This window comes from uncultured Clostridium sp. (assembly GCF_934754915.1).
Classification (GTDB): domain Bacteria; phylum Bacillota; class Clostridia; order Clostridiales; family Clostridiaceae; genus Clostridium.
In genome coordinates this window covers 1-7300 of record NZ_CAKVKB010000149.1, presented here as the reverse complement: position 1 = coordinate 7300, position 7300 = coordinate 1, and the positions used below count along the sequence as shown (strand labels likewise).

Genomic DNA, 7300 nt, shown 5'->3' with positions numbered 1-7300 from the left:
CTAAACCTTTAATAAACCTACCACTATCTTTCTTTGAAATAATTTTCGCTGGGATTCCACCAATTGTAACATTATCTTCATCAAAACTTCTATTAACTACTGAATTTGCAGCTATAACACAATTATTTCCTACTCTAATCTGTCCAAATAATTTTGCTCCTGGTCCAATATAAACATTATGTCCAAGTCTAGGCGTATCTGAATTCCCACCACCATTTGCTCCAATATTTACCCCTGAATGAATTCTACAATTTGCTCCAATTTTAGCTCCAGCATTAACTATTACTGTACCATAATGTACAATACAAAGTCCCGGTCCAAATACATTAGCAGGAATAGACCATCCTAGTTTCATTCCTAATTTCTTTATTTTAAATTTATAAAAAGCCTTAAGAATTTTTTTATCTGTGTTTGTATAGTATTCTAACTTACGTAAACTTATGTTAAATGACCACATTTCCCCCAATCTTAACTTTCTAAAGAAAGATACTTTTTTCCCAAATCTAGCATATTCATCACATAATAGATAATATTTTAAATCATCTTTAGTCCTAATCATTAAATCCACCTATCTTTTCTTCCCATTCTTCTTTCCACTAATTTTTTGATAAATTTAAACCTTGTTCTTCACATTATACAACTTATTTAATACAGCTCACAAAAACAGAGGTTGCCATATAACTATTACAAATCTCTTTAGTAATATCGGTAATTTCACATATTATTAATCTTTATCCTAATTCTTTAATCCCTTGTTCACTTAGCCCTATCATTATAACAAAAAACTTAATTTGTATTATAATTAATTATAAAACCATTACTCTCTCTTTTTATAATGAAAATGAATCTTAATAAAATATCTTTTCCATATTACTCAACTAATACTTTACCCCCTTATTTATTAACTCATAAATATTAACATTTTTATATTCACAAATATTCTCTAACTGCAAATCATTTCCGCTATTTAAAATATTATTAATACCTAATCCATTAGAATCTGTTCCCCAAATATGTTTTAAGTCACTTGATTCACTCTTCACTAACACAACTGGAACATTGTTTAATAACTCCATAACCTTTAACCATAAATCATCAGCACATAAGCTTGTTTTTTTGATTCCCTCTATATCATTCCACTCTTTATAAAGACAATTTGGTGGGTATAAAATACCTGCACACCCTGTAGCTACCAACTCTAACGATTCTTCATTTACAATATCTCGTATATTATAATCCCAACTTAAATATGGTAAAACCTTATTATCTTTACCAAATTTAATTCTATGAACTCTTTTGGCTGAAACTGCTTTGGGATGTTTCAAATAAGAATTATATAAATCCTTAACCATATTCTTATCATAAATAATATCATCATCTATTGTAATAATAACACTATCTGGAAACTGCTCCATTGCATAAAAATATTTCTTATGTGAGCGTATATCATCATCCACAAGAGTTATCTTTACTCCCTGTTTCCTAATTGTATCAAAAATATGACCATCAGTATTATCAAATTGTTTTTTACTTAAATAAAGCATAATAGCATCTGGCTGTTTACTTTGCCTAACAATACTACCTACAACTAATGGTAGGCATTTGACGCGATCTGGATAAGTAGTAAATGAAACTATAAGTTTAGGATCATTAATATCTTTTTGAATTAATTCAGGTTTATGAAGGTAATACGGAATATAAGATATATATGACATTATTCTTTTTACAAAGAGCCATACTACACGAAGCCCCCTATATATTACATTGTTCTTTTTCATAAATTTCTCCTCTCCATAAATCTAAAATATGATTGTTATAATTTATTCATAACAGTTCTCCACTGTTCTGTTATTTTTTCATCTGTAAAATCTTTTACTCTACTATTTGATTGGTAAAAATACCTTTTACGCAGTTCATCATCAGAAAGTATCTTTACAATCGCGTCAGCCATTATTATTTCTTCTGGGGTGATTGGGTCCGTAGCACTATAACGCTTTCCATCGCATACCGGTATTAATATTCCATTTTTAGCTTCTAGTATTGAATCCTTAACACAATCTTTATAAGAAGTACCTGGAGCCAGTAACTCACGAGGACCAACCATACAGTCTGTAGAAACAATAGGTAAACCGCATGCCATTGCTTCTAACAGAATATTCCCAAACCCTTCAAAATTTGAAGAAAATACAAATAAATCACTTTTTCTTAAATAATAATAAGGATTTCTATGATACCCTATGAGCTTTATATTATCAATAAGTTTTAAATCTATTATTAATTGAGAAAGATACCTCTCTTCTTCTCCTTGACCCAAAATTAAAAGTTTTGCATCAGGAATTTGTTCAACAACCCTTTTAAATGCCCTAATAAGATGCCAATGCCCTTTTTGTCCCGTTAGCCTTCCAGCAGTAATAACTGTTTTACCACTATTAAATATAGTATCATCTGTATTTTCAGGTTTAACATTAGATTTCTTCTTAATAGTAGCTACATCACAAGCATTATAAATAACATTAATTTTTTCTGGTTTAGTTCCATAGAAATTAATTAAATCATCTTTTGCTCCTTGTGATAAAGATACAATTGTATCAGCACTATTAAAAATAAACTGGTCCTTTATTTTATTTAATTTATTACGATTCAAATAACTTCTATTATTTCTAACAGATACTATAGTTTTACTATAACGCTTAGTAAGGACATTTAATAAATCTGGTTCGCTTAAAAAACTAATACAGTGAGTTATATTTAAATCCTTTTTATACTTAGCTATTAGCCGTGTAACTCTCATATACCATTTAACTTTTCCTATAATTGTTTTTTGCCACGGCATCTGTAAATCTATTAGAGGTGCTTTAGTACTATATGTACTAACACTTCCATCTAAAACAAGTAGCCAGGCCCTATCTTTTCCTTGATTAAGCTTAGTTGCTAAATTTGCTGCAACACGTTCAGCTCCACCTGATGTTAGACTCTTGGAAATAATAAGAATACGTTTATCCATAAATTATTCTTCCCTCCAATTTTTTATTTTCGAGATGACTTAATATAGAATTCCTTCATAAATTTAATATTTTCATTAATATCAAAGCCATTATCTTTCATAAGTTTCCTTGCCATTTCAGATTTTTCTTCTCTATTAACTCCCACCGATATTTTTTTAATCTCTGTAACCCAATTTTCACTGCCTTGATCAATAGGTATAAATTTGACTAAATCACAAACCTTACATTCCTGAGTTATACGTTCTGATATTATACTTGGTAAACCAACTGCCTGCCATTCTAGCACAACATTAGGAAGTCCCTCAAATAATGAAGGTAATAACATAATATCCATTCCTTGAAGCATTTCTGCTATGTTTTGAATACGTCCTGTGAGTATAACTTTATCTAAAATACCAATTTCGCTTAATTTAGCTTTAACATTATCTCTTTCAGGGCCATCTCCCATTAAAAAATAAATGCAATTAGGATTTAATTCATTATTATTTTTTATAACATCAATAAGGAATGGTAGGTTTTTCTGTATATTTAGATTTCCAACAAAACCTATTGCTGTTTTATCTCCAATATTAAACCTACTACGAACTACCATCCTTTGCTCATTACAAAAATGAAATCTTTTAAAATCCTTTCCGTTATGAATAATAGTAAATTCCCTTTTGCCAAAAAGCCATTTACCTGCATCTTCTCCAACAGCAAATCCATGTGTATAACTTTTATAAAAAATAGGACGAAGTAGTTTATCCATTATTCTATGATCTGCCAATGTATTTCTACTATGAGCTATACGAACCTTAACACCTGCAATTTTTGCAATAAAGAGTTCTATTGACATCATTGCACTACTCCCATGCACATGAATTACATCATATGTTTCTTTCCTAATTATGTAATTCAATTGTTTAATATAAGAAATTAATTTCTTTTTTCTATCTGGAAATTTTAAAACCCGACAACCAGCTACCTCAAACTCTTTTATAACATCAGGTTCATCATTATGAACAGCCGCAATATCTATCTGTATATTACTTTTATCCATAGCTTTCATAAACTCAAGCTGCGTAGTAGTTATTCCTTCTCTTCCTAATCCACCTGTGATTATATTAAGTACTTTTACCTTCATATAACTGCTCCTTTTACCAATGAAACTATTTCTTAATTAATTCGTTAATAATTTTTTCGAAATCATTACAAAATTTTATATTGTTTTTCTTCATTGTAGTAGGCATTATCTTAACAATAGAGTCATAATTAATAATTATTTTTTCTAATTCATTTACTTCTTCAATAACTATTATATTCTTTTGTCTCTTTTCTACTAATTTTGCAAATTCTAATTGATGATCATTTACATGTTCTTCATACTTCTTTACTCTAGGAACTACCACTGGAATCTTGCCTATTTGTAATGGCATAATAAAAGTAGCTGGTCCACCATGAGTAATTACAATACGAGCCTCTTCTATATACTTAATCATTTGTGTATATGAAATAATTTTTTCACATTTACAATTTTTACATACATATGTACTAAATCCTGTTTGAATTACTACCTCTTCTTTTATAACTCCACATTCTTTTAACCTATCTATTTCTTTAATAAGACGATTAAATTGTTGTTCATGAGTGCCTACTGTAACAAATATCATATTTTTCCCTCCCTACAAAATCTTTTTTTAAAAAATACTACCTAGATTAATAGCTTTAGGATAAACCTTTTTTTGCTCGTCCCATTGGACAATGAACTTATCAGCAATAGGATATACTAATCTTCCAGTAAGAGTCGGCTTATCAACCCTATCATATACTTCAATATATATAACTTTTTTACCTTTCAATTTTGCTAAATAAAAAAATGGAACAGCTACAGCTGCACCAGATGATATTATTACATCTGGATTTTCTTTTTTTAATATTGAAGCTGCTAAAAAAGTATTTTTTATAAGATTTTTAATATTTCTATTTGTAGGAAAATAACAAGAATACATCTTTTCTTCTTCTAATATACTTCTTGCATCAGTTTTATCAAAAGTAACCCAGAATCTATCATATTTCTTCCAAAATGGTTTCAACATATATAAATGAGTTAAATGCCCCCCTGAAGACGATACTAAGCAAATCTTTAATGGCTCTTTTTTTTGTTTAACTTCCATTAACCAGTTCTCCTATCTGTTTCTTTTCCATTCAATAAACTTTTTAATTCCCTCTTTAAAAGTAGTTTGTGGATTATATCCTATAGTTTCCCTAGAATGAGTTATATCAGCACAAGTTCTATTAACATCCCCAGGCTGCATTGGTAATCTATTCAGCTTAGCCTTCTTTCCTAAAACCTCTTCTATAGTTTCAACCATTTCCATTAAAGAAACAGTTTTGTCTCCACCAATATTAAATATTTCAAATACCTTCTTATCAGTATTTACATAATTAATACTTCCAACTATTCCATTAACAATATCTTCAACAAAAGTATAATCTCTTGAAGTAGTTCCATCACCATAGAAAGGTATCTCCTTGTCCTCTAATATCAATGACGTAAATTTATTAATTGCTAAATCTGGACGTTGTCTTGGCCCATATACCGTAAAGAATCTTAAACAAGCTATGTTCATATCAAATAAATGATGATACGTATGACATAGAAGTTCTCCTGATTTCTTTGTTGCTGCATATGGTGATATAGGATTATCCACTCTATCAATTTCAGCAAATGGTACTTTTTCATTATTGCCATACACTGATGAACTCGAAGCAAATACAAATTCCTTAACTCCAGTTTCCCTACATCTTTCTAAAAGATTAACAGTTCCTGTTATATTAACATCATAATATAATGATGGATTTTCTATTGAAGGTCTAACACCAGCCATTGCTGCTAAATGCATAATTGAATCTATTTTATTAGAAAAAACTTCTTTTAAAAATTCATTATCTCTAATATCGCCTTCAAAAACTTTATAATTTTCTAAAGATATATTATTTTCAACACAATTTTTTTTAACTTCTTCTACATTATTTCTTTTTATTGCTGGGTCATAATAATTATTAAAGTTATCTATAACTAATACTTTATTTCCTTCTTTTAATAATCTCTCAGATAAGTGAGATCCTATAAAACCAGCTCCACCAGTAACTAATATTGTTCTCATATAATCACTCCATTACTAATCTCTATTAAATAAATCCCTAGTATAAACTTTTTTTTCTACATCAAATAGTTCTTTATCTAATCTATTTGACACTATAATATCAGATATTTTCTTAAACTCCTCTAAATCCCTAATAACTCTAGAGTTAAAGAAACTATCTTCCTTAATCACAGGCTCATAAACTACAACTTCAATTCCCTTAGCCTTAATTCTCTTCATTATTCCTTGAATAGAAGAAGCTCTAAAATTATCAGAATCAGTTTTCATAGTTAATCTATAAACACCTACAGTCTTAGGATTTTTCTTAATGATTTGTTCAGCAATAAAGTCCTTTCTAGTTCTATTTGCTTCAACTATTGCTCCAATAATTTCATTAGGAACATCAGCATAATTTGCTCTTAATTGCTTAGTATCCTTAGGTAAGCAATATCCCCCATAACCAAATGAAGGATTATTATAATGAGTTCCTATTCTTGGATCTAATCCAACACCTTCAATAATTTGCTTAGTATTTAATCCATGCATTTCAGCATAAGTATCTAATTCATTAAAATAAGCAACTCTTAAAGCTAAATATGTATTAGAAAAAAGCTTAACTGCTTCTGCTTCAGTACTATCTGTAAATAATACTGGAATATCTTCCTTTATAGCTCCTTCTTTTAAAAGATTAGCAAACTTTTCTGCCCTTTCACTTTGTTCACCAACAATTATTCTTGAAGGATGAAGATTATCATATAAAGCCTTTCCTTCCCTTAAAAATTCTGGTGAGAAAATTATGTTGTCAGTTTCAAACATTTCTTTTACTCTTTTTGTATATCCAACTGGAACTGTAGACTTAATTACCATAGTTGCTTCTGGATTAATAGATAATACATTTGCAATTACAGCTTCAACACTTCTTGTATTAAAGTAGTTCATTTCCGGATCATAATTTGTTGGTGTTGAAATAATTACAAACTGCGCATCTTTATATGCTTTGTATACATCTGTAGTTGCTACTAAATTTAATTCTTTATTTGATAAGTAATCTTCTATTTCTTTATCAACAATAGGTGACACCCTATCATTAATCATATCTACCTTTTCTTGAATAATATCTACTGCAACTACTTCATTATTTTGAGCTAATAAAATTGCATTAGATAACCC

8 protein-coding genes are annotated in these 7300 nt (G+C 29.1%); all 8 read right to left on the bottom strand.

Going from position 1 to position 7300, the window contains the following annotated elements; translation table 11 throughout:
• Nucleotides 1-559 (bottom strand): serine O-acetyltransferase (locus Q0F58_RS15885; protein WP_294378729.1); only part of this gene is annotated, 559 nt, incomplete at its 3' end.
• Between the two features lie 319 nt (nucleotides 560-878).
• Entirely contained in the window at nucleotides 879-1778 is a 900-nt protein-coding gene (locus Q0F58_RS15880; protein WP_294378726.1) for a hypothetical protein, read from the bottom strand.
• A 35-nt stretch (nucleotides 1779-1813) separates the two neighbouring features.
• The gene (locus Q0F58_RS15875; protein WP_294378725.1) at nucleotides 1814-3004 is read right to left on the bottom strand and encodes a glycosyltransferase; all 1191 of its coding nucleotides are present in this window, start codon (nucleotides 3002-3004) and stop codon (nucleotides 1814-1816) included.
• 23 nt (nucleotides 3005-3027) lie between these two features.
• Entirely contained in the window at nucleotides 3028-4128 is a 1101-nt protein-coding gene (locus Q0F58_RS15870; protein ID WP_294378723.1) for a glycosyltransferase, read from the bottom strand.
• Nucleotides 4129-4153: 25 nt separating this feature from the next.
• On the bottom strand, nucleotides 4154-4654 hold the full coding sequence (locus tag Q0F58_RS15865) for a glycosyltransferase (RefSeq protein WP_294378720.1): 501 nt from the start codon (nucleotides 4652-4654) through the stop codon (nucleotides 4154-4156).
• Between the two features lie 27 nt (nucleotides 4655-4681).
• Nucleotides 4682-5158, bottom strand: a complete 477-nt coding sequence (pssD, locus tag Q0F58_RS15860; protein WP_294378716.1) for a PssD/Cps14F family polysaccharide biosynthesis glycosyltransferase — start codon at nucleotides 5156-5158, stop codon at nucleotides 4682-4684.
• Between the two features lie 12 nt (nucleotides 5159-5170).
• Nucleotides 5171-6151: a GDP-mannose 4,6-dehydratase gene (locus Q0F58_RS15855; protein WP_294378713.1), complete on the bottom strand. Its 981-nt coding sequence runs from the start codon at nucleotides 6149-6151 to the stop codon at nucleotides 5171-5173.
• Between the two features lie 15 nt (nucleotides 6152-6166).
• Nucleotides 6167-7300 (bottom strand): nucleotide sugar dehydrogenase (locus Q0F58_RS15850; RefSeq protein ID WP_294378710.1); only part of this gene is annotated, 1134 nt, incomplete at its 5' end.

Excerpts from the sequence above, each read along its gene's own strand:
- Q0F58_RS15865 (WP_294378720.1), bottom strand. The coding sequence starts at position 4,654 with ATGATATTTGTTACAGTAGGCACTCATGAACAACAATTTAATCGTCTT.
- Q0F58_RS15875 (WP_294378725.1), bottom strand. The coding sequence starts at position 3,004 with ATGGATAAACGTATTCTTATTATTTCCAAGAGTCTAACATCAGGTGGA.
- Q0F58_RS15880 (WP_294378726.1), bottom strand. The coding sequence starts at position 1,778 with ATGAAAAAGAACAATGTAATATATAGGGGGCTTCGTGTAGTATGGCTC.
- pssD (WP_294378716.1), bottom strand. The coding sequence starts at position 5,158 with ATGGAAGTTAAACAAAAAAAAGAGCCATTAAAGATTTGCTTAGTATCG.
- Q0F58_RS15870 (WP_294378723.1), bottom strand. The coding sequence starts at position 4,128 with ATGAAGGTAAAAGTACTTAATATAATCACAGGTGGATTAGGAAGAGAA.
- Q0F58_RS15855 (WP_294378713.1), bottom strand. The coding sequence starts at position 6,151 with ATGAGAACAATATTAGTTACTGGTGGAGCTGGTTTTATAGGATCTCAC.